21 protein-coding genes are annotated in these 19,570 nt (G+C 71.7%); 12 read left to right on the top strand and 9 right to left on the bottom strand.

Annotation, left to right across the window (positions count from 1 at the left end):
- The first annotated feature begins 8 nt into the window (after positions 1 to 8).
- Both OG624_RS19145 and OG624_RS19140 read left to right on the top strand, forming a co-directional pair.
- Positions 9 to 551, top strand: coding sequence for a hypothetical protein (locus OG624_RS19145; protein WP_033225937.1), 543 nt, complete (start codon positions 9 to 11; stop codon positions 549 to 551).
- A gap of 141 nt (positions 552 to 692) precedes the next feature.
- Complete coding sequence (locus OG624_RS19140; protein ID WP_033225888.1) at positions 693 to 1,031, top strand: DUF2516 family protein; 339 nt, start codon at positions 693 to 695, stop codon at positions 1,029 to 1,031.
- 102 nt (positions 1,032 to 1,133) lie between these two features.
- Here OG624_RS19140 and OG624_RS19135 read toward each other — a convergent pair whose 3' ends face one another.
- From OG624_RS19135 to OG624_RS19125, 3 genes are all read right to left on the bottom strand, one after another.
- Complete coding sequence (locus OG624_RS19135; RefSeq protein WP_371639625.1) at positions 1,134 to 2,522, bottom strand: PP2C family protein-serine/threonine phosphatase; 1,389 nt, start codon at positions 2,520 to 2,522, stop codon at positions 1,134 to 1,136.
- 343 nt (positions 2,523 to 2,865) lie between these two features.
- Complete coding sequence (locus OG624_RS19130; protein WP_371639624.1) at positions 2,866 to 3,981, bottom strand: C40 family peptidase; 1,116 nt, start codon at positions 3,979 to 3,981, stop codon at positions 2,866 to 2,868.
- A 175-nt stretch (positions 3,982 to 4,156) separates the two neighbouring features.
- Complete coding sequence (locus OG624_RS19125; RefSeq protein WP_051763889.1) at positions 4,157 to 4,978, bottom strand: methylase; 822 nt, start codon at positions 4,976 to 4,978, stop codon at positions 4,157 to 4,159.
- 230 nt (positions 4,979 to 5,208) lie between these two features.
- Between OG624_RS19125 and mshA the strand changes: the two genes are divergently transcribed.
- Positions 5,209 to 6,579: a D-inositol-3-phosphate glycosyltransferase gene (gene mshA, locus OG624_RS19120; protein ID WP_033225885.1), complete on the top strand. Its 1,371-nt coding sequence runs from the start codon at positions 5,209 to 5,211 to the stop codon at positions 6,577 to 6,579.
- Entirely contained in the window at positions 6,572 to 7,057 is a 486-nt protein-coding gene (locus OG624_RS19115; protein ID WP_033225935.1) for a YbjN domain-containing protein, read from the top strand. Before mshA ends, OG624_RS19115 begins: the two co-directional genes overlap by 8 nt.
- A gap of 13 nt (positions 7,058 to 7,070) precedes the next feature.
- On the opposite strand, the gene OG624_RS19110 is transcribed toward OG624_RS19115, so the two are convergent.
- On the bottom strand, positions 7,071 to 8,432 hold the full coding sequence (locus tag OG624_RS19110; protein ID WP_371587973.1) for an MDR family MFS transporter: 1,362 nt from the start codon (positions 8,430 to 8,432) through the stop codon (positions 7,071 to 7,073).
- A gap of 154 nt (positions 8,433 to 8,586) precedes the next feature.
- On the opposite strand from OG624_RS19110, the gene OG624_RS19105 reads away from it, so the two are divergent.
- Complete coding sequence (locus OG624_RS19105; RefSeq protein WP_030728436.1) at positions 8,587 to 9,348, top strand: phosphoglyceromutase; 762 nt, start codon at positions 8,587 to 8,589, stop codon at positions 9,346 to 9,348.
- A 69-nt stretch (positions 9,349 to 9,417) separates the two neighbouring features.
- Here the strand turns inward: OG624_RS19105 and OG624_RS19100 are convergent, their stop codons facing one another.
- The gene (locus OG624_RS19100; protein WP_371639623.1) at positions 9,418 to 9,855 is read right to left on the bottom strand and encodes a hypothetical protein; all 438 of its coding nucleotides are present in this window, start codon (positions 9,853 to 9,855) and stop codon (positions 9,418 to 9,420) included.
- Positions 9,856 to 9,926: 71 nt separating this feature from the next.
- Complete coding sequence (locus tag OG624_RS19095) at positions 9,927 to 10,520, bottom strand: DUF2867 domain-containing protein (RefSeq protein WP_033225881.1); 594 nt, start codon at positions 10,518 to 10,520, stop codon at positions 9,927 to 9,929.
- 96 nt (positions 10,521 to 10,616) lie between these two features.
- Here OG624_RS19095 and OG624_RS19090 point away from each other — a divergent pair, with 96 nt between their 5' ends.
- Complete coding sequence (locus OG624_RS19090; protein ID WP_033225880.1) at positions 10,617 to 11,174, top strand: TetR/AcrR family transcriptional regulator; 558 nt, start codon at positions 10,617 to 10,619, stop codon at positions 11,172 to 11,174.
- 64 nt (positions 11,175 to 11,238) lie between these two features.
- Here the strand turns inward: OG624_RS19090 and OG624_RS19085 are convergent, their stop codons facing one another.
- Both OG624_RS19085 and phoU read right to left on the bottom strand, forming a co-directional pair.
- Positions 11,239 to 11,388, bottom strand: a complete 150-nt coding sequence (locus OG624_RS19085) for a hypothetical protein (protein ID WP_167344738.1) — start codon at positions 11,386 to 11,388, stop codon at positions 11,239 to 11,241.
- Between the two features lie 207 nt (positions 11,389 to 11,595).
- The gene (phoU, locus tag OG624_RS19080; RefSeq protein WP_030009600.1) at positions 11,596 to 12,273 is read right to left on the bottom strand and encodes a phosphate signaling complex protein PhoU; all 678 of its coding nucleotides are present in this window, start codon (positions 12,271 to 12,273) and stop codon (positions 11,596 to 11,598) included.
- Between the two features lie 217 nt (positions 12,274 to 12,490).
- On the opposite strand from phoU, the gene OG624_RS19075 reads away from it, so the two are divergent.
- Entirely contained in the window at positions 12,491 to 13,690 is a 1,200-nt protein-coding gene (locus OG624_RS19075) for a sensor histidine kinase (protein ID WP_051763887.1), read from the top strand.
- Between the two features lie 41 nt (positions 13,691 to 13,731).
- Positions 13,732 to 14,412, top strand: coding sequence for a response regulator transcription factor (locus OG624_RS19070; protein WP_030009598.1), 681 nt, complete (start codon positions 13,732 to 13,734; stop codon positions 14,410 to 14,412).
- 324 nt (positions 14,413 to 14,736) lie between these two features.
- On the opposite strand, the gene OG624_RS19065 is transcribed toward OG624_RS19070, so the two are convergent.
- Complete coding sequence (locus tag OG624_RS19065) at positions 14,737 to 15,417, bottom strand: DUF461 domain-containing protein (RefSeq protein WP_371587971.1); 681 nt, start codon at positions 15,415 to 15,417, stop codon at positions 14,737 to 14,739.
- A gap of 623 nt (positions 15,418 to 16,040) precedes the next feature.
- Here OG624_RS19065 and OG624_RS19060 point away from each other — a divergent pair.
- The 4 genes from OG624_RS19060 (at position 16,041) to cysS (ending at position 19,552) form a co-directional block, all read left to right on the top strand.
- The gene (locus tag OG624_RS19060) at positions 16,041 to 16,523 is read left to right on the top strand and encodes a CarD family transcriptional regulator (protein ID WP_003953493.1); all 483 of its coding nucleotides are present in this window, start codon (positions 16,041 to 16,043) and stop codon (positions 16,521 to 16,523) included.
- A 270-nt stretch (positions 16,524 to 16,793) separates the two neighbouring features.
- Entirely contained in the window at positions 16,794 to 17,540 is a 747-nt protein-coding gene (ispD, locus tag OG624_RS19055) for a 2-C-methyl-D-erythritol 4-phosphate cytidylyltransferase (RefSeq protein ID WP_033225872.1), read from the top strand.
- Positions 17,530 to 18,051 carry a 2-C-methyl-D-erythritol 2,4-cyclodiphosphate synthase gene (ispF, locus tag OG624_RS19050; RefSeq protein WP_033225871.1) on the top strand — a complete coding sequence of 174 codons (522 nt, stop codon included), beginning with the start codon at positions 17,530 to 17,532 and terminating at the stop codon, positions 18,049 to 18,051. The genes ispD and ispF overlap by 11 nt, the downstream gene beginning before the upstream one ends.
- Positions 18,052 to 18,145: 94 nt before the next feature.
- Positions 18,146 to 19,552, top strand: a complete 1,407-nt coding sequence (cysS, locus tag OG624_RS19045; RefSeq protein ID WP_033225870.1) for a cysteine--tRNA ligase — start codon at positions 18,146 to 18,148, stop codon at positions 19,550 to 19,552.
- Positions 19,553 to 19,570: the final 18 nt, after the last annotated feature.

Below are 19,570 nucleotides of genomic sequence, written 5' to 3'. Positions count from 1 at the left end.
ACCAGCACATGGCCATCGCCGATGACCTGAAGAAGACCCTCACCGACCCCACTCCCCTCTACTTCGCCGCCGGCACCGCCGACCTGGCCGTGCAGCAGGCCAAGAAGGTGCCCGACCTGATCGAGCAGCTGCGCGCCGAGGCCCCCGCGCGCATCGAGGCCGTGAAGAACACGGACCCGAAGGCTGTGCAGGAGGCGGTCACCGCCAAGTTCAACGAGGTGCTCGGCGCCATCGACCCGAAGAAGCTCGGGGAGACCGCCCAGGACCTCGCGCTGCGCGGTGTCGGCGTGGCCGCCGAGTACGCGGTGCGCGCCAAGGAGACGTACGACAAGGTCGCCGTGCACGGCGAGCAGGCCGTGCGGAACTGGCGGGGCGACGTCTCCGCCGAGATCGTCGACATCGCCGTGGCCGTCGAGCCCGAGGCCGGTGCGCAGCCGGTGTCGGAGCCGGTCGCCGAGGCCGCCGCCGACGAGAAGCCCGTCGCGAAGAAGCCCGCCGCGCGCAAGAGCACGGCGAAGAAGGCCACGGTCACGGCGGACGACGCGAGCTGAAGCGGAACCGCATGAGTGACGGCGGGCCGGGCACCCTTCAGGTGCCCGGCCCGTTGTGGTTGATGAAGGCGCCCGTGCCGGTAGCGTGGAGTCGGGCGGCATCGGAAGAGCGAAGCAGAAGCTGAGAAGGCGGTCGAAGCGATGTTGATCGATGGGTTCGATCGGGGCGTGATCCCGTTCCTCGGCTACGTCATGCTGGCGCTTGCCGTCGTGGCCTTCGTGATCGCGCTGGTCGCGCGCGAGGACGCGTACCGGGCGGCCGACAAGCAGAGCAAGACGTTCTGGCTGGTCATCCTCGGCGTCACCGTGGCCGTGGACTTCCTCCTGGGCATGCTGTTCCTGCAGATCGCCGGTCTTGTCGCGACCATCGTCTTCTTCGTCGACGTACGCCCGGCCCTCAAGGCGGTCTCGGGCGGTGGCGGCCGGCGCGGCGGCAGCAGCAGCGACGGGCCGTACGGGCCCTACAACGGCGGACGCTAGACCACGGCGGGAGCCCTGCGGCCGAGGTCGTGGACGCGGTCGTGACGGTGGTCGCGGTCATTCGGTGGTCGCGGCTGTGGTCGTGGCCGGTGTCCGGCGGGATCAGCCCTCGGCGCGGGAGAGCAGGACCACGGCCACGTCGTCGGTGAGCTCGCCGCCGTTGAGGCGGCGGGCCTCGGTGACGGAGGCCTCCAGCAGCCCCTCACCGCTCAGACCGCGCTCCAGGTGGCGGTTGATCATGTCGACCATGCCGTCCTGGCCCAGGCGTTCCTTGCCCTCGCCGATGCGGCCCTCGATCAGGCCGTCGGTGTAGAGCATCAGGCTCCAGGTGCCGCCGAGCTCGACCTGGCGGCGCGGCCAGCGGGCCCGGGGCAGCAGCCCGAGGGCCGGGCCGCTGTTCTCGTACGGGAGCAGCCGCGCGCGGCGGCCGGGGCGGGATATCAGCGGAGCCGGATGGCCGGCCAGGCACAGACCGGCACGGCGGCCGTCAGGGGCGATGTCGACCGTGCACAGCGTCGCGAATATCTCCTCGCACGGCCGCTCCACCTCCAGGACCTCCTGGAGGGTGGCCAGCAGGTCGTCGCCGCAGAGCCCGGCCAGGGTCAGGGCGCGCCAGGCGATGCGGAGCTCGACGCCGAGCGCGGCCTCGTCGGGGCCGTGGCCGCAGACGTCGCCGATCATGGCGTGGACGGTGCCGTCGGGGGTGCGGACGGTGTCGTAGAAGTCACCGCCGAGCAGGGCCCGGCTGCGGCCGGGGCGGTAGCGGGCGGCGAAGCGGAGGTCGGACCCCTCCAGGAGGGGCGTGGGGAGCAGACCGCGTTCCAGTCGGGCGTTCTCCTGGGCGCGCAGTTTCGATTCTGCGAGCTTGTACTGGGCGATGTCCGCCCGTTTTCTCTCCACGGCGTAGCGGATGGCACGGCTCAGCAGTCTGCCGTCCAGCTCGTCCCGGAAGAGGAAGTCCTGGGCGCCGACCCGGACCGCCTCGGCGGCGCGCTCGACGTCGTCCTCGTCGGTCAGGACGAGGACGGCATGGCGCGGGGCGATGCGCAGCACCTGGCGGAGGGCGAGGAGCCGGTCCACGGCGGTTGCGGTGCCGGCTGCGTTGACCGTGCCCACCGACCCGTTGACCGCCCCGCTGACCGAGCCGTTGGCCGTCGCTCCGGGCGTACGGGCGCTGGCGTCCGGGAGGGACAGGTCGAGGAGGATGCAGTGCACGTCGGGCGTGAGCAGCCGCTCGGCCTCGGTGAGGTTGCGGGCGGTGCGGAGCCGGATGCGGTGGCCGTCCGCGTCGAGGATCTCGGGGAGGGTGAGACCGCCGGCCGGGTCGTCCTCGATGACCAGGAGGGTCAGCGGGGGCGTGTGGGGGGTGGTCGTCTGAGGGGTCGCTTGCGCGACGCCCGTGGCGGCTACGGCCGGGGCGGCGGTGTGCAGAACGGCCTGACCGCTCTCCGTGGCCGAGGTGTCCCTCTGCCGCGGTACGGGTACGGGCATCGTCTCCGGTTCCTTCCCTCCCCCCGAGGGTGCGCTCGTCCGGCAGACCCTAGCGGTCCCTGCCCGACAAACGGAATGCCGTTCTTGGCGAGGGCCTGCGTCATATGCGGTTATCGCGGGGGAAAATCGGCCTCACTGGATGACAAAGGTCACGGCGGGGCCGTGTTCCGTCCCGTCCATCGAGACGTGTCCGAGGCCCGCCGGGTTGCCTGCGTCACCCGATCGCACCCGCCCGGCCGAAGATCCGTGCCCCGGGCCCATGGTCCCGTGCGGTGCCCATGGCCCCGCGGCCGGGTACCGGGCGGAGCCCCGGCACCCGTGTCGACGGGCGACCCCGTAGGGGCTACGCGTCGGGGCGGACCACTGCCTTGATCGGCATCGAGCCGGCGCCCGCCAGGGTCACGTTCCGGCCGGGGCGCGGGGCGTGGACCATCGCGCCGTCGCCGACGTACATGCCGACGTGGGTCGCGTCGTCGAAGTAGATGATCAGGTCGCCCGGGCGCATGTCCTTCAGCGCGACCTTCGGCAGCAGCCGCAGCTGCTCCTGCGAGGTGCGCGGGATGCCCCGGCCCGCGGCCAGCCAGGCCTGGGAGGTCAGCCCGGAGCAGTCGAACGACGACGGGCCCACGGCGCCCCATTTGTACGGCTTGCCGATCTGGGCGGTGGCGAACTGCACGGCCCGCTTGCCCGCTTCCGTCGCCGCGCCGTTGACGTCCTTCATCGCGCCCGTCGACAGCCACGCCGTCTGCGCCTTGTACTGGGCTTCCTGTTCCAGCTGGATCAGCCGGGCCTTCTCCTCGGCCTCCAGCTTGCTCTCCAGCTCCTCGGCGGCCTTGATCTTCTCCTCGACCTGCTTCTTGGACTCCTCCGACTTGACCCGGTTGGCCTCCAGGATGGCCCAGCGCTCGCTCGCCTCCTGGGCGTAGCGCTCCAAGTCGGCCTGGGTGCGGCCAAGTTCGGAGAGCAGGTTCGAGGCGGCCTTCTCCCCCTGGCGCAGGCGGCCCGCCCCGTCGAGGTAGTGGTTCGGGTCGTCGCTCAGGGCCAGCTGCGCGCCCGGCGGCATTCCGCCCGAGCGGTACTGGGCACGGGCGGCGGCGCCCGCCCGGTTCTTCAGGTCGGCGATCTTCTCCTTGCCGGTGACGACGAGACGGGCGATCTCGACGATCTTGTCCGACTGGGCCTTGGTCTCGGCCTCGGCGAGGTTGTAGGCGTCGGTGGCGGTGCCCGCCTGCCGGTACAGGTCCTCGATCTCCTTGCGCACCTGTTCCAGGGACTTGACGCCCGGTTCGGGGAGGGGCGCGGCCGGTGCGGCGGGCGCGGCGGGTGCCGCCGGAGCCGCGTACGCGAGGCCGGGCGCCGTCAGTATCGCCATCGTGCACAGCAGCACGAGAGAACTTGCGCCTCGCCGTCGCCTTGCGGCTCCCATGGTCCCCCCAGGCACCCGAGCCAGACCTCGCATCAGATCTGACTATTCATCAGTAACTTCACACTGCCATCGGGATGGTGCCACGAGTCGATGAATTACAACACCCTTGTGGATGGCGATCCGATCTTGTCCACCCGACGGACAGCATTTCCGGCCCCGCACGGTTCAACGGACCACCTCGACCCCCTGGTTCCCCCGCACAGCGCATTCACCCCACCGGGCGCAACGCCTCCCAGGGCAAGGTCAGTTCCCCCTGCCGCCACCGCCGCGGCCCGTCCACCAGAGGCCAGTCCCCGGACAGCGCCCGCGCCGTCCGGATCCAGCGCTGCCGCGCCCCGTAGGCGGCGTACGGGGCCGCCGCCGCCCACGCCCGGTCGAAGTCGCGCAGGAACGCGTGCACCGGCTCGCCCGGCACGTTCCGGTGGATCAGTGCCTTCGGCAGCCGTTCCGCCAGGTCCGAGGGGCGCTCCAGGGAGCCCAGCCGGGTCGCGAACGTCACCGTGCGCGCCCCCTCCGGGCCCAGCGCCACCCACACGTGCCGCCGCCCGATCTCGTCGCAGGTCCCCTCCACCAGCAGCCCGTCCGGGGCCAGCCGCCCGCACAGTCGCGCCCAGACCTCGGCGACCTGCTCCTCGTCGTATTGGCGCAATACGTTCGCCGCGCGGATCAGCGACGGGCGGGCCCCACCGTCCAGCGGTACCTCGAAACCGCCGTGCCGGAAGCTCAGCCCCTCCCGCTCGTACGGCTTCGCACCCGCCACCCGCGCCGGTTCGATCTCGATGCCGACCACCCGCACCCGCGGCGCCGCGTCCCGCAGCCGCGCCAACAGTTCCACCGCCGTCCACGGCGCGGCCCCGTAGCCCAGGTCCACCGCGACCGGCGCCTCCGCGCGCCGCAGCGCGGCCCCGTGGGTGGCCGCGATCCAGCGGTCCATCCGGCGCAACCGGTTCGGATTCGTCGTCCCGCGCGTCACCGAGCCCACAGGGCGGCCGGGCGCGCGGCTGGAGGGCGGGGTACTGCGGGAGGCCATGAGCCGAGGGTAAGCGGAGGGCGCGCACACCAGGAAAACCCCGCGGCGCACCACCGAATACGAGGAAACCTCCAGGAAAACCGGACACCCCGGAATGCGGGGGACGGCCATCCGGGTTGCACTCCTTGCAGGGCGTCCTCCGCGCCCTCGCCGTCATGCCGTCGGGCATGTCGTCCGTCATGCCGTCCGAGCGTCGGGCGCGCGCCGTCCGAGCCGAGAGGACTGGTCCTTTGAGCCAGTACGTGTCCCGCCTCAGTGGCCGCCTCGCCGCCGCCCGTGCCACCCGCCACGAGCCGCCCCGGCTGCGTCTGCCGGCCGTCGGCCACCACCGCAAGCCGCGCCGCGTGGCCATGCTCAGCGTGCACACCTCACCGCTGCACCAGCCCGGTACCGGCGACGCCGGCGGCATGAACGTCTACATCGTGGAGCTGGCCAAGCGGCTCGCCGCCATCAACATCGAGGTCGAGATCTTCACCCGGGCCACCACCGGCGGCCTGCCGCCCGTGGTCGAGCTGGCCCCCGGCGTCCTCGTACGGCACGTGGACGCGGGCCCCTACGAAGGACTCGCCAAGGAGGAGCTCCCGGCCCAGCTGTGCGCCTTCACCCACGGCGTGATGCAGGCCTGGGCCGGCCACCGCCCCGGCTACTACGACCTCGTCCACTCCCACTACTGGCTTTCCGGCCACGTCGGCTGGCTCGCCGCCGAACGCTGGGGCGTCCCGCTCGTGCACGCCATGCACACCATGGCCAAGGTCAAGAACGCGGCGCTGGCCGAGGGCGACACCCCCGAGCCCGCCGCCCGCGTCATAGGCGAGACGCAGATCGTGGCCGCCGCCGACCGGCTCATCGCCAACACCGCCGAGGAGGCCGACGAGCTCGTGCGGCACTACGAGGCCGACCCCGCCAAGGTGGCCGTCGTCCACCCCGGCGTGAACCTCGACCGCTTCACGGTCGGCGACGGCCGGGCCGCCGCCCGCGCCCGCCTCGGCCTGCCGCCGGACGCCGTCATCCCCCTCTTCGCCGGGCGGATCCAACCGCTGAAGGCCCCCGACATCCTGCTGCGCGCCGTCGCCGTCATGGTCGACCAGGACCCCTCGCTGCGCCGCCGCCTCTTCGTCCCCGTCGTCGGCGGGCCCAGCGGCAGCGGCCTCGCCAAGCCGGAGGGCCTGCAGAAGCTCGCCGCGAAGCTCGGCATCGCCGACCTCGTGCACTTCCACCCGCCGGTCGCGCAGGACGGGCTCGCGGACTGGTTCCGCGCGGCGTCCGTGCTGGTCATGCCCTCCTACAGCGAGTCCTTCGGGCTCGTCGCCATAGAGGCCCAGGCCGCCGGCACGCCGGTGCTCGCCGCCGAGGTCGGCGGGCTGCCCGTCGCCGTCGACGACGGGGTCACGGGACTCCTCGTACCCGGGCACGACCCGGTGGACTACGCGCGGGAGCTGCGGCGCTTCGTCGACGAGCCGGCGCTCGCTGACCGGATGGGCGCCGAGGCGGCGCGGCACGCGCAGTTCTTCGGCTGGGACACCGCGGCGAGCGGCACGGCCGACGTCTACACCGCGGCCATACATGATCATCGCCGTCGCGTACGCTCCCACCATGGCTGACACCGCCGAGATCGTCGAGAGCGCGCTCACCGCCGCGGAGCTGGACTGGGAGAGCCCCCAGCCGGGGACCTACGTCGTCCAGCTCCCCGGCACCCGCAAGCTGAGCACCACCTGCTCGCTCAAGGTCGGCCGGCACTCGCTGTCGGTCAACGCCTTCGTGATCCGCCACCCCGACGAGAACGAGGCGGGCGTCCACCGCTGGCTGCTGGAGCGCAACCTCAAGCTGTACGGCATGGCGTACGCGGTGGACCGCCTCGGCGACATCTACCTGACGGCCCGCCTGCCGTTGTCGGTGGTCACCCCCGAGGAGCTGGACCGGCTGCTCGGCACGGTGCTGGAGGCCGCGGACGGCTCGTTCAACACGCTGCTGGAGCTGGGCTTCGCGAGCGCGATCCGGCGCGAGTACGAGTGGCGGGTCTCGCGCGGCGAGCCGACCTTCAACCTCGACGCGTTCAAGCACCTGACGCGCCCGTCGTAGCCCCGGCCGGGGGCTACACCACCCCGGCCGCCGCCGCGGGCTTCGCGTCCACCTGAGCCGCGCCCGCCACCTCGACATCGACCTCGGCCTCGACCCGGGCCCCATCCGTGCCCGGGGACCCGGCGGCGACGGCGACACCCGCGTCACCCGCGCCACCCAGGTCACCCGCGGGGAGCCGGCGCATCAGCAGCCAGTAGCCGGCCGCCGCCACCGTGCCCAGGACACCGGTGGCCGCCCACAGCAGGTCCGCCCCGTACCGGTCGATCACGAAGCCCGCCATCAGCGGAGCGACCAGCGAGGCCACCGCCCAGGACAGGTTGTAGACCCCCTGGTAGCGCCCGCGCCCGTGCACCGGCGAGAGTCGCACGACCAGGCCCATCTGGGTCGGCGAGTTCACGATCTCGGCCAGGGTCCACACGCACACCGTCAGCGCGTACGCCCACAGGGGTCCGGCGAAGGCCGTCAGCGCGAAGCCGTAGCCCGCCAGCAGCGCGGAGATCACCAGCAGCTTCTGCGGGTCACGGTGCTCGATGAACCAGGTGACCGGGATCTGGAGCAGCACGATCAGCAGCCCGTTCCCGGCGACGACCAGCCCGTAGTCCCCGGGCGTGAACCCGGCGGCGCCCATCGCGACCGGCAGCCCGACCGACCCCTGCGTGAAGATCATGGAGATCAGGAAGGACAGCCCGACCACACCCATGAACCGCCCGTCCCGCAGCACGGTCCCCAGCCCGATCGCGGGCTCCTCGTCGGCCGGGGCGGACGCGTCGGGCGCCCGCTCGGGCCGGGACTCGGGAAGCTTGACGAAGACCAGCACCGCGCAGGCCAGCGTCAGGGCCGCCTCGCCCAGGAAGCCGGCCAGGTAGCTGTACTCGGCGATCAGCCCCGCCGCCATCGCGCTGACGGCGAAGCCGAGGTTGATGGCCCAGTAGTTGAGCGAGAAGGCCCGTACGCGGTCCTCGGGGCGGACGATGTCCGCCATCATCGCCGCGACCGCCGGCCGGGACGCGTTCGACGTCACGCCGACCAGCAGGGCGACGGCCGCGATCGCCGCCGGGTGCTCCATGAAGCCGAGCAGCGCCACCGAGAAGGCGGTGGAGGACTGGGCCGCGAGCATCGTGGGCCGGCGCCCCAGCCGGTCGGTCATCACACCGGCGACGAGGGAGGAGATCACACCGCCGAGCCCGTGGAGGGCGACGACCAGGCCCGCGAAGGTGGCCGAGTAGCCCCGGTCCAGGGTCAGGTAGAGGGTCATGAAGGTGGCGACGAAGGCCCCGAGGCGGTTCACCAGGGTGCTCGTCCAGAGCCACCAGAAGGCCCTGGGCAGCCCGGAGACGCTCTCCCGTACGAGCTGTACGAAACGAGCAGCGGACATCAAGGAATCCCCCCGGCGGTGTAAGCATCACTCGAACGGTGTGCACATTACGAGCGAGGGGCTCGTGGGCGCCACCGGATTGACGCCCGGCGTCAATCCGGCGGGACCCCGCACCGCGCGCGAGCGCGCCCGGGCGTCCACTAGGCTCGTACGCATGGCCGACGCACCGTACAAGCTGATCCTCCTCCGCCACGGCGAGAGCGACTGGAACGCGAAGAACCTGTTCACCGGCTGGGTGGACGTCAACCTCACCGAGAAGGGCGAGAAGGAGGCGGTCCGGGGCGGTGAGCTGCTCAAGGACGCCGGCCTGCTGCCCGACGTGCTGCACACCTCCCTGCAGAAGCGCGCCATCCGCACGGCGCAGCTCGCGCTGGAGGCCGCGGACCGTCACTGGATCCCGGTGCACCGCTCCTGGCGCCTGAACGAGCGCCACTACGGTGCGCTCCAGGGCAAGGACAAGGCGCAGACCCTCGCGGAGTTCGGCGAGGAGCAGTTCATGCTGTGGCGCCGCTCGTACGACACCCCGCCGCCGGTCCTGGAGGACGGTACGGAGTTCTCGCAGTCCGCGGACCCGCGCTACGCGTCGATCCCGAACGAGCTGCGTCCGCGCACGGAGTGCCTCAAGGACGTCGTCGAGCGCATGCTGCCGTACTGGTACGACGGCATCGTCCCGGACCTGCTCGCCGGCCGCACGGTCCTGGTCGCCGCGCACGGCAACTCCCTGCGCGGTCTGGTCAAGCACCTGGACGGCATCTCGGACGCCGACATCACGGGCCTGAACATCCCGACCGGCATCCCGCTCGTCTACGAACTCGACGCCGACTTCAAGCCCCTCAACCCGGGCGGCACCTACCTCGACCCGGACGCGGCGGCAGCCGCCATCGAGGCCGTCAAGAACCAGGGCAAGAAGAAGTAAGCAGCGCGATCAAGCCCCTGACCTGCACTGATGATGCAGGTCGGGGGCTTTCGTCCGTCCTGGACACCCCTAGGGGCCGAAGTCCGTGACCGACACGGTGAGGAGGCTTTCGCCCGGAGCGAGGGTGACCGCGTCGGCCTCGGTCACGCTGCGGCCCACGAGGCTCCAGTCGGACTTCTCGTAGCTGAGGGGAAAGGTGTCGACGGGCTCCGCGTGCCATCCCAGGCGCTCCAGCTCCGCCCCGATCTTCGGCAGGGCCTGCTCCGCCTGTGGAGTGTCGAGGACCGCGAACCAGTCGACGGCGCTCGGATGCGCGATCCCGTTCGGAGCGCTGGTGGTCTTCCCCTTCGCGGGGTCGAGGCCCGCCTTGCGGACCGCCGCCCGCACGTCGCGGTCCACGGTGTCCCGAGTGACGGCCTCGGACGGGGCGTCGCCGGCCGTGCAGCCGCACACGCGCCCCCGCCGCTCGGCGCGGGGTCGCGGAGAAGGAGTAGGCTTCGTGATCATGCCTTCCACCTGCGCGTACGGCGCGGGTGGGAGGCATTTTTTTCGTGCCCGGGGCCGGCTCGCGGCGGGGGTCAGGGGGTGGCTGTGGGGGTGTTCTCGCGCCATTCGCGGCCGATCGAGCGGAGCAGGGCCGGGTAGACCCCCAGGTATCGGAAGGGCTTGATGCCCAGCATGTAGAGGGTGCCCAGGCGGCCGTTCGGCTTCACCAGGACGGTCATCCGGCCGTGGTAGCCGCCGTTGCCGTCCGGGACCCAGCCGATGTGCAGCACGCCGTGCACGGTCCGGTTGGCGGATTCCGCCGCCCACTCGTCGTGGGTCTGGAAGATCGAGGTGAACGGGGCCGACCGCAGGTCGGGGCCCCGCTCGCCCTCGCGGAGGTCGGCCGGCAGGCGGTCGCGCAGGGTCGGGACCCGGGTGCCGAGGCCGCCGTCGGGCCTGTCCCAGCCGAACAGCCTGCCGAGCCCGTGGCGGACCGCGAAGAGGACGCGTGCCACGGGGGAGGGGACCGGATCCCCCGTGCCCTCCGCGAACTGGCGCACCAGGCGGGCGAGGTCGTCCGGCCCGCCCGGGGTCGGCAGTGCCCACACGTCCTCGACCTGGAAGTCGCCCGCGATCTCGTGGATCCGCCAGGGGCGGGAGGTGTACGCGGTCTTGGGGAGTCTCATCGGTCGGCCCCTATCTATACGATGGCGTATAGATCGAGGCTAGCACTCATCTATACGGAACCGTATAGATAGGGGCCGTGTGAGGAGGAGCACAGCATGGGCGCGACCCGCACACCACGCGGAAAGTGGATCGAGGAAGGGTTGCGGGCCCTCGCCGTCGGCGGCCCCGAGGCCGTCCGCGTCGAGGCGTTGGCGCAGGCGCTCGGCGTCAGCAAGGGCGGCTTCTACGGGTACTTCGGCAGCCGGGGCGCCCTGCTCACCGAGATGCTCGACACCTGGGAGCACGAGGTCGCCGAGGCCGTGATCGAGCAGGTCGAGAGCGGCGGGGGAGACGCGCGGGCCAGGCTGGAGCGCCTGTTCGCGATCGCCTCGTCGGCCGACGGGCCGGTCAGGGGCACCACCGCCGACCTCGCGATCCGCGACTGGGCCCGGCGCGACGAGGACGTCGCGCGGCGGGTGCGGCGTACCGACAACCGGCGCATGGAGTACCTGCGTTCGCTGTTCCGCGTCATCTGCACCGACGAGGACGACGTCGAGGTCCGCTGCCTGCTCGCCTACTCCCTGCGGATCGGCGAGCACTTCATCCACGTCGACCACGGCGGCCGTACGCACGCGGAGGTCATGGAGCTGACCCGGGACTGGCTGTTGAGGTAACGCGAAAGGCCCCGGCCGAGGGAACTCGGACGGGGCCCGTCTCGCGTGCAGCCGGTGGAGGCGGTCAGCCGCCGCACTGGCAGGGGGCGCCGGACTGGCAGCCGCAGCCGCAACCGGAGCCGCAGCCGCAGGCCGCGAGCAGCGGTAGCCGCAGCGGCTCCGGCCTCGGGGGCTGTTCCTGCTCCGGGGTGATGGGGACGGGGGAATCGGGCATGGTTCCTCCTCGTGGACGGCCGTACGGGACTTCGTACGTCGGACCGCCCTCGCCCTCATTCATGCCCAGCACCACCGGCGCGTCAACGGCGCATTGGGGCTCGGCCCGGCCCGCGGACCGCCCACGGCCGGGACGCGGCCCGGACGCGGTCCGCCCGCGGTCCGGACGCCCTCGTCCGGACGCACCGACTCCGACGGCGCCGGTGCGTCAGACGCCCTCGACCTGCGTCGGCTGCTGCAGGTCGTCCGCGTGCTCACCCGTCACCAGGTACACCACGCGCTTGGCCACCGACACCGCGTGGTCCGCGAAACGCTCGTAGTAGCGGCCCAGCAGGGTCACGTCCACGGCCGTCTCGATGCCGTGCTTCCAGCGGTCGTCCATCAGGTGCTGGAACAGCGTGCGGTGCAGCTGGTCCATCTCGTCGTCGTCCTGCTCCAGCTGGAGCGCGAGGTCGACGTCCTTCGTGATGATCACCTCGGCGGCCTTCGCCATCAGGCGCTGCGCCAGCTGCCCCATCTCCAGGATGGTGGCGTGCAGGTCCCGCGGCACGGCCCGGTCCGGGAAGCGCAGCCGGGCGAGCTTCGCCACGTGCTGGGCGAGGTCGCCGCTGCGCTCCAGGTCGGCGCTCATCCGCAAGGAGGTCACGACGATGCGCAGGTCGGTGGCGACCGGCTGCTGGCGGGCCAGCAGGGCGATGGCGCGCGCCTCCAGGTCGTGCTGGAGGTCGTCGACCTTCTGGTCGGCGGCGATGACGCTCTCGGCGAGCTTCAGGTCCGCGTCGAGCATGGACGTCGTGGCCCGCCCGATCGCGGAGCCGACGAGTCGGGCCATCTCGACCAGGCCTTCTCCGATCGAGTCCAGTTCCTCGTGGTACGCGTCGCGCATGTCTCGTGTCCCTCTCTCGACCTACTACTGCGGTACTGCCCGGGGGCGGGCCGGGGCTGCCGGCGGCCCCACGGTGACACGGTGAGCGGCAAACGCGTCCGACTCCGGCACCACAAGTGAATCAACCCCGTCGCCAGGGTGAACTCTGGGCGACGACTGTTCGAGGTGCCACCCGAACGGCTGTGGAAGTGTCGTCGCGCCTGCTTAACCTGGATCCATGGACGTGAACGCGGCGGTCGCCGCAGCTGCAGCGATCGCCGGTCTTTGCACCGGTGTGATCGCGATGCTGGCGTTCCGCTGGAGCGAGCGCGACCAGGCCCGCCCCACCCGGAGCTCCATGCGCCCCGACATCAACGCGGTGCTGCCGCCCGGCGTGGACACCGTCCTCTCCGTGCTGCGCTCCTCGGCGGTCGTACTGGACGAGGGCGACGCGGTGGTCAAGGCCAGCTCGGCGGCGTACGCCCTCGGCCTGGTCCGCGGCGGCAAGCTCGCCGTGGAGCCGATGCTCCACATGGCCCGCGACACCCGCCGCGACGGCGAGATACGCCAGGTCGAGCTGGACCTGCCCCGGCGCGGGACCGGCCGGGGGGAGGCCCTCGCGGTCTCGGCGCGCGTCGCCCCGCTCGGCTCCCGTCTGGTGCTCCTCCTGGTCGAGGACCTCACCGAGGCCCGCCGCATCGAGGCCGTACGCCGCGACTTCGTCGCCAACGTGTCGCACGAGCTGAAGACCCCGGTCGGGGCGATCTCCCTGCTGTCCGAGGCCGTCATGGACGCCGCGGACGACCCCGAGGCGGTCAGCCGCTTCGCCGGCCGCATGCAGATCGAGTCCACCCGGCTGATCAACCTCGTGCAGGAGCTCATCGACCTCTCCCGGGTACAGAACGACGACCCGCTGGAGGACGCCGAGCCCGTACGCGTGGACACGCTGGTGGCCGAGGCCATCGACCGTTGCCGCCACACGGCGTCCTCGAAACAGATCACCATGGCCGCGGGCGGTACCGCCGACCTGCGCGTATGGGGCAACCGCGGACAGCTCGCGGCCGCCCTCGGAAATCTGGTCGAGAACGCCGTCAACTACAGCCCCGCCCGCACCCGCGTCGGCATCGCCGGACGCAGGGTGACGGCTCCTGGGGGAGACTTGATCGAGATCGCCGTGACCGACCAGGGCATCGGCATCCCGGAAAAGGACCGCGAGCGCATCTTCGAGCGCTTCTACCGCGTGGACCCGGCCCGCTCCCGAGCCACGGGAGGAACCGGCCTCGGCCTTGCGATCGTGAAGCACGTGGCGGCCTCGCACGGCGGGGAGGTGTCGGTATGGAGCTCGGAGGGCCAGGGTTCCACGTTCACCCTGCGACTCCCTGAAGCGGCCGCGCCGGCCCCGGCGGCGGCCCACGCCACCCACCCGACCCCTGCCTGACCCAGAACCGCCCCAGCCATTCCTGCCCCGGAGGTCCTTCCGTGACCCGAGTGCTCGTCGTCGAGGATGAGGAATCCTTCAGCGACGCCCTGTCCTACATGCTCCGCAAGGAGGGCTTCGAGGTCGCCATCGCCGCGACCGGGCCCGACGGGCTCGACGAGTTCGAGCGCAACGGCGCCGACCTCGTCCTCCTCGACCTGATGCTCCCCGGCCTGCCCGGCACGGAGGTCTGCCGGCAGCTGCGCGGCCGCTCCAACGTCCCCGTGATCATGGTGACCGCCAAGGACAGCGAGATCGACAAGGTCGTCGGGCTGGAGATAGGAGCAGATGACTACGTCACCAAGCCCTTCTCCTCGCGCGAGCTGGTCGCCCGCATCCGCGCGGTCCTGCGCCGCCGCGGCGAGCCGGAGGAGGTCACCCCGGCGGCCCTGGAGGCCGGCCCCGTACGGATGGACGTCGACCGCCACGTCGTCACCGTCTCCGGCGGCAAGGTGGACCTCCCGCTGAAGGAGTTCGACCTGCTGGAGATGCTGCTGCGCAACGCGGGCCGCGTGCTGACCCGTATGCAGCTCATCGACCGGGTCTGGGGCGCCGACTACGTCGGCGACACCAAGACGCTGGACGTCCACGTCAAGCGCCTCCGCGCCAAGATCGAGCCGGACCCGGGCGCGCCGCGCTACCTGGTGACGGTGCGCGGCCTGGGCTACAAGTTCGAGCCGTAGGCCGAGGGCGCCCCGCGTGCTCCGGGGCCGGTCGGAGGCCGGCACAGCGTCGCGAAGCCGGTGAGGCCCCCGGGCCTCGCCGCGCGAGGGGCGCACGCGGAATGGGGTTCGAGCCGGACCCGGGCGCGCCGCGCTACCTGGTGACGGTGCGCGGCCTGGGCTACAAGTTCGAGCCGTAGGCCGAGGGCGCTCGCGAAACAGGGTTCGAGCCGGGCCCGGGCGCGCCGCGCCGTGGGCCGGCCCGGCCCTGGAGGTGGTACGGGAAGGGCCCCCACCCGCTGATGCGGATGGGGGCCCTTCCCGTATGCGTACGCGGGGTCGGCGTCAGTGGCCGGCGCTGTGCGAGGGGGAACCCGACGGCGTACCGGTGGCGGACCCGGACGGGGTGGCGCCGGCGGCCGCGCCGGTGGCCCCGGCGGACGGGGAGCCCGACGGGGAGCCGGACGGCGTGCCCGAGGGGGTGCCGGACGGGGAGGCGGCCGGGGCCGGGGCCGCGGTCGGGCCGAACGGCGCGAACGCACCGGTGGCCGGGACCACGAAGGCCTCCAGCTCGATGCCGCCCGTGCTGCTCAGCTGGAAGAGGACCTTCTGGACCTCGCCGTCGCGGACGGTCGCGGCGCCGTCCTCGATCACGGCGGAGGCGTTGCCCTTGCCGCCGATCACGACGTAGCCGAGGGCCGGCACGGTGACCTTGCCGGAGCCTTCGGCCGGCTTCAGCGCGACCTTGCCCTTGCCACCCGGGAGGGTGATGCCGTCAAGCGTCTGAGCCTTGGTGCCGTTGTTGAAGACCGTCGCGGAGACGACCGCGGGACCCTTCTCGCCCTTCTGGCCCTGGGTGATCACCAGTGCGTTCTGGACCTCGATGTCGCCCTTGGCGGCGGCGGCGTTGTCCGGCTTGATCTGGAGGGTCTGCGCGTCCTGGCCCGCACCGCATGCGGCCAGCGAGGCGATCGAGAACACGACGGCGGTGGCGGCGAGGGCGCCGCGTCGAAGGCTGCGGCTCACGGCGGCGGCATCTCCTTGGACGAACGGAAGGGGCGGGTGGACGCTCGGAACGGCCGAGGTAAAGCCGCTCTAAGGGTGTGTCAGCGCGCTTAGGTTACCGAGCCGCCGCCCCGCCCCCGCACCCGACCCTCCGCAGGGCGGCCCCCACCCTGGCGGCCTCCCGCGATCTTGCATTCCGCCGTGCCGTTCCCGTGCCGTTCACCGTGCTGTTCGCCGCGTCGTTCATCGGGCCGATCTTGTGGCGCTCGCATATCGTGCGCGGGCCCCGGTTGATCAATTTCCGGATTCCCTCGAACGCACTTCGTGATCAATTCAGGATTGGGCCGGAACCCGCCCGGTGAGGGCGGTCGCCAGTCGGACGGAGTAGTTCGGTTTCTCGACTCGGAACCCGGCAAAACGGGACGTACGTCACACTGATGGGGGTGCCGGGCAGGTGTAGCGTGGCCCTTTCGCCTGGTCCGCGCAGCGCCCCCGACCTGCGAATACCCCCTTCCGGAAGCTCTCCGCAGCACGTTCCTGTTGCTGTTGTCAAGCCCCGAGATGTGCCCTGACCTGCGAAAACGCCATTCATAACAGTCAGTTCTCGTGTTACCCTGGATAGCCACGGAAGGGGTACCTGTCACATGACGTTCAAGGTTGGCGACACCGTGGTCTATCCCCATCACGGGGCCGCGCTGATCGAGGCCATTGAGACTCGTCAGATCAAAGGCGTGGACAAGACCTACTTGGTGCTCAAGGTCGCTCAGGGCGACCTGACGGTTCGTGTGCCTGCGGACAATGCGGAGTTCGTCGGCGTTCGCGACGTAGTCGGCCAGGACGGGCTGGACCGGGTCTTCGAGGTGCTTCGTGCACCGTATGCAGAAGAGCCGACGAACTGGTCCCGGCGCTACAAGGCAAATCTGGAGAAGCTCGCTTCTGGCGATGTCATCAAGGTCGCCGAAGTGGTGCGTGACCTGTGGCGTCGTGAGCGCGAGCGCGGGCTGTCCGCGGGCGAGAAGCGCATGCTCGCGAAGGCACGCCAGATTCTGGTGAGCGAGCTCGCGCTCGCTGAGAACACGAACGAGGACAAGGCCGAGGCCCTCCTCGACGAGGTGCTCGCGTCCTGACGCGAGTCCCCGTGCACCACTTGGTGCGCAGCTTGCCGCGGTGCCCGATGACAAGGTCTCTCCTCCACGAGAGACCTGTTGCCGGGCGCTGCGGCATGTCTGTATCCGTACCTTTTGCCTTACTGCCTCACTGCCACCATCGCGATGGCGTGCCGGGCCCGGGCAGCCTGCTCGACCGGTCGTCACGGAAGGGGCGAGGGGCGTCGCACCCGGCACCCTTCAGGCCATACCCATGTCGGCCGAAGTCACAAACCTGGCTCGGAGCTACTGATGTCTGACGTTACGCGTCCCCACCGCACCGCCGCGGTGATCCCGGCCGCCGGCCGGGGGGTACGCCTCGGTCCCGGTGCCCCCAAGGCCCTGCGGGCCCTCGGCGGCACCCCGATGCTCATCCACGCCGTACGCGCGATGGCCCGCTCCCGCGCGGTCTCCCTCGTGGTGGTCGTGGCCCCGCCCGCGGAGGCCGCCGAGGTGCGCCTGCTGCTGGGCGAGCACGCCCTGCCCGAGCGCACCGAGCTGCTGGTCGTCCCCGGCGGCCAGACCCGCCAGGACTCCGTCCGCGCCGGCCTCGACGCGCTGCCGCCGGACGTCGCCTCCGTACTCATCCACGACGCGGCCCGCCCGCTCGTCCCCGTGGACACGGTGGACTCGGTGATCGAGGCCGTACGCGACGGCGCGCCCGCCGTGGTGCCCGCGCTGCCCCTGGCCGACACCGTCAAGGAGGTCGAGCCCGGCAAGCCCGGCGAGCCCGAGCCGGTCCTCGGCACGCCCGAGCGGGCCCGGCTGCGCGCCGTGCAGACCCCGCAGGGCTTCGACCTGGCCACCCTCCGGCAGGCGCACGCCGCGATCGCCGTCGCCGGCGAGGGCGCCACCGACGACGCCGGAATGGTGGAACGGCTCGGCGTCACCGTCGTGGTGATCCCGGGCCACGAAGAGGCCTTCAAGGTCACCCGCCCGCTCGACCTGGTCCTCGCAGAGGCCGTACTCGCCCGCAGGAGGGCCAACGATGGCTACTGAGCCGACCACCCCGACCGCTCCCGTCGCGCCGCTGATCCCGCTCGTCGGCATCGGCACCGACGTCCACGCCTTCGAGACCGGCCGCGAGCTGTGGTGCGCCGGCCTGCTCTGGGAGGGCGAGGACGGCCTCGCCGGCCACTCCGACGGTGACGTCGCCGCCCACGCCGCCTGCGACGCCCTCTTCTCCGCCGCCGGCGTCGGGGACCTCGGCGCGCACTTCGGCACCTCCCGCCCCGAGTGGTCCGGAGCCGCGGGCGTCACCCTTCTGGCGGAGGCGGCCCGTATCGTCCGCGCCGAGGGCTTCGAGATCGGCAACATCGCCATCCAGGTGATCGGCGTACGCCCGAAGATCGGCAAGCGGCGCGAAGAAGCGCAGAAGGCGCTCGCGGCCGCCGCCGGCGCCCCCGTCTCGGTGTCCGGCACCACCACCGACGGGCTGGGGCTCACCGGCCGCGCCGAAGGGCTCGCCGCCATCGCCACGGCCCTCGTGTACCGGACGAACCGGGCCTGATCGCTCGTCGCGGCCGTACATCTTCGGCAACAAAGGTGCCCCGGGTCCCGAAAGGGTCGCGGGGCACTGCTACAGGGCCACTACCCTGGATGCCGTGACTATTCGCCTGTACGACACCAGCGCCCGGCAGATCCGCGACTTCACCCCGCTCACCGCGGGCTGTGTCTCGATCTACCTGTGCGGCGCCACGGTGCAGGCCGCCCCGCACATCGGGCACATCCGGTCGGGCCTCAACTTCGACATCATGCGCCGCTGGTTCGAGTACCGGGGCTACGAGGTCACCTTCGTCCGCAACGTCACGGACATCGACGACAAGATCATCACGAAGGCCGCCGAGCAGCGCCGCCCGTGGTGGTCCATCGGCTACGAGAACGAGCGCGCCTTCAACGACGGCTACACCGCGCTCGGCTGCCTCCCGCCCACCTACGAGCCCCGCGCCACCGGCCACGTCACCGAGATGGTCGAGATGATGCGCGGACTCATCGAGCGCGGTCACGCCTACGAGTCCGAGGGCAACGTCTACTTCGACGTGAAGTCCTTTCCCGGCTACCTCTCGCTCTCCCGCCAGGAGCTCGACAACATCCGCCAGCCGGAGAGCACCGGCGAGACCGGCAAGCGCGACCCGCGCGACTTCGCCATGTGGAAGTCCGTCAAGCCCGGCGAGCCCTCCTGGGAGACCCCTTGGGGCCGTGGCCGCCCCGGCTGGCACCTGGAGTGCTCCGCCATGGCGCACAAGTACCTCGGTGAGGCCTTCGACATCCACGGCGGCGGGCTCGACCTGATCTTCCCGCACCACGAGAACGAGATCGCCCAGGCCCAGGCCTTCGGCGACGAGTTCGCCAAGTACTGGGTGCACAACGCCTGGGTCACCATGTCCGGCGAGAAGATGTCCAAGTCGCTGGGCAATTCCGTCCTCGTCTCCGAGATGGTCAAGCAGTGGCGCCCGATCGTCCTGCGCTACTACCTCGGCACCCCGCACTACCGGTCGATGATCGAGTACAGCGAGGAGGCCCTGCGCGAGGCCGAGTCGGCCTTCGCCCGGATCGAGGGCTTCTACCAGCGCGTCATCGAGAAGGCCGGCGGTCCCGTCGAGCCGGCGCGCGAGGTCCCGCCCGCCTTCGCCGAGGCCATGGACGACGACCTGGGAGTCCCGCAGGCGCTCGCGATCGTCCACACCACCGTCCGTCAGGGCAACAGCGCGCTCGCCGCCGACGACAAGGACGCGGCCATCGCGCGCCTGTCCGAGGTACGGGCCATGCTCGGCGTCCTCGGCCTGGACCCGCTCGACCCGCACTGGGACGGCGCAAACGCGTCCGACCGCGGCGAGGAGCTCCACGGCGCCGTGGACACCCTCGTACGACTCGTCCTGGAGCAGCGCGAGTCCGCCCGGGCCCGCAAGGACTGGGCGACCGCCGACGCGATCCGCGACCAGCTCCAGCAGTCCGGGCTGGTCATCGAGGACAGCCCCACCGGTCCGCGCTGGACGCTCGGCCCCCGCTGAGCCCAGCAGCTGAGCTTG

The organism is Streptomyces virginiae, assembly GCF_041432505.1.
GTDB lineage: Bacteria > Actinomycetota > Actinomycetes > Streptomycetales > Streptomycetaceae > Streptomyces > Streptomyces virginiae_A.
Note: the sequence above shows the minus strand (reverse complement) of the source record. Positions and strands in the feature narration are given on the sequence as shown.

Coding starts and splice junctions, on each gene's coding strand:
- OG624_RS19145 (WP_033225937.1), top strand. CDS start 9: ATGGCCATCGCCGATGACCTGAAGAAGACCCTCACCGACCCCACTCCC.
- OG624_RS19140 (WP_033225888.1), top strand. CDS start 693: ATGTTGATCGATGGGTTCGATCGGGGCGTGATCCCGTTCCTCGGCTAC.
- OG624_RS19135 (WP_371639625.1), bottom strand. CDS start 2,522: ATGCCCGTACCCGTACCGCGGCAGAGGGACACCTCGGCCACGGAGAGC.
- OG624_RS19130 (WP_371639624.1), bottom strand. CDS start 3,981: ATGCGAGGTCTGGCTCGGGTGCCTGGGGGGACCATGGGAGCCGCAAGG.
- OG624_RS19125 (WP_051763889.1), bottom strand. CDS start 4,978: ATGGCCTCCCGCAGTACCCCGCCCTCCAGCCGCGCGCCCGGCCGCCCT.
- OG624_RS19115 (WP_033225935.1), top strand. CDS start 6,572: ATGGCTGACACCGCCGAGATCGTCGAGAGCGCGCTCACCGCCGCGGAG.
- OG624_RS19110 (WP_371587973.1), bottom strand. CDS start 8,432: ATGTCCGCTGCTCGTTTCGTACAGCTCGTACGGGAGAGCGTCTCCGGG.
- OG624_RS19105 (WP_030728436.1), top strand. CDS start 8,587: ATGGCCGACGCACCGTACAAGCTGATCCTCCTCCGCCACGGCGAGAGC.
- OG624_RS19100 (WP_371639623.1), bottom strand. CDS start 9,855: ATGATCACGAAGCCTACTCCTTCTCCGCGACCCCGCGCCGAGCGGCGG.
- OG624_RS19095 (WP_033225881.1), bottom strand. CDS start 10,520: ATGAGACTCCCCAAGACCGCGTACACCTCCCGCCCCTGGCGGATCCAC.
- OG624_RS19090 (WP_033225880.1), top strand. CDS start 10,617: ATGGGCGCGACCCGCACACCACGCGGAAAGTGGATCGAGGAAGGGTTG.
- OG624_RS19085 (WP_167344738.1), bottom strand. CDS start 11,388: ATGCCCGATTCCCCCGTCCCCATCACCCCGGAGCAGGAACAGCCCCCG.
- phoU (WP_030009600.1), bottom strand. CDS start 12,273: ATGCGCGACGCGTACCACGAGGAACTGGACTCGATCGGAGAAGGCCTG.
- OG624_RS19075 (WP_051763887.1), top strand. CDS start 12,491: ATGGACGTGAACGCGGCGGTCGCCGCAGCTGCAGCGATCGCCGGTCTT.
- OG624_RS19060 (WP_003953493.1), top strand. CDS start 16,041: ATGACGTTCAAGGTTGGCGACACCGTGGTCTATCCCCATCACGGGGCC.
- ispD (WP_033225872.1), top strand. CDS start 16,794: ATGTCTGACGTTACGCGTCCCCACCGCACCGCCGCGGTGATCCCGGCC.
- ispF (WP_033225871.1), top strand. CDS start 17,530: ATGGCTACTGAGCCGACCACCCCGACCGCTCCCGTCGCGCCGCTGATC.